1 pseudogene is annotated in these 958 nt (G+C 33.6%); it reads right to left on the bottom strand.

The features are described from left to right. Positions 1-766, bottom strand: a pseudogene (locus CLNEO_RS16030) (hypothetical protein); the annotation flags it as partial. Positions 767-958: the final 192 nt, after the last annotated feature.

Below are 958 nucleotides of genomic sequence, written 5' to 3'. Positions count from 1 at the left end.
TTTTAAAATCAGAATTAAGCTGTGCTAAATATTTTCTTAATTCCGAATAGTCCTCATTTTCTAAAAGCATATGCATAGCTTGTGTATGGTGGTGATAGTCATGTTTCCATTGACGTAGTGTTTTCATAGATGTCTGAATATTTTCAAAGTGAGTTTGCAGTAAGCTTGCTTCTCGTAACTGCATTGAAAGTTCAGAGTTTTTTTGATAGAAAGCTCCCAATACTTCAAATAAGATAATACAGCCTAATAAAATAGATAGATAAGCCACTCCAATAAAATCAAGGACGTGAGAGGCTTCGTTTCCTGTGTAGGTATGATTGCTAATTGATATTGATAGGCCAATTAACATATCTGATGCAATGATTCCCAAGGACAACAGTAAGAATAAAATAAAACGAAACAGTAGTGGTAATGTAATGGATTTTTTTGATGCAATATGAATTATAGTAAAGTAAAAAATAGCACACACCACTAAATAGACCAATGTCATTTGAATGCGGATCAATGACGAAACCGACAGCGTATTTAAGTCATAGTTGGTAAAAGTGGATACAAAAGAGAAAACAATTGTATTTGAAACAATTCCGATGACAGATGCAACACACCCCCATAGAAAACGGGAACTATAATTAGAATCAAAACTTAACATTGCAAAAATAATGTCTGCAACTAAAAGTAGGAAAATTACAATATTTGTATTACTGACTGTAATGTTTAGTATCGTAGTAAAAAGAATCAGAAGAGATAAACCAAGAAAAAGTCGCAAGGCTTTTTCTTTTTTGTTGTTCGCTTTAGCTTGACAAAACCACCGGCTATGCCGGTGGTAGGAAAGGTTTGTTCTTTAGATGTAAGCACGAATCCTCCTTTGGTAGAATAAATGTAGGTTTGCCAACCACATCAAAGACCAAAAGGAGGATTCAAAATGACTAATAATAGTTTAGCACATACAACATGGGAA

The sequence above is a fragment of the Anaerotignum neopropionicum genome (assembly GCF_001571775.1).
GTDB lineage: Bacteria > Bacillota > Clostridia > Lachnospirales > Anaerotignaceae > Chakrabartyella > Chakrabartyella neopropionicum.
Note: the sequence above shows the minus strand (reverse complement) of the source record. Positions and strands in the feature narration are given on the sequence as shown.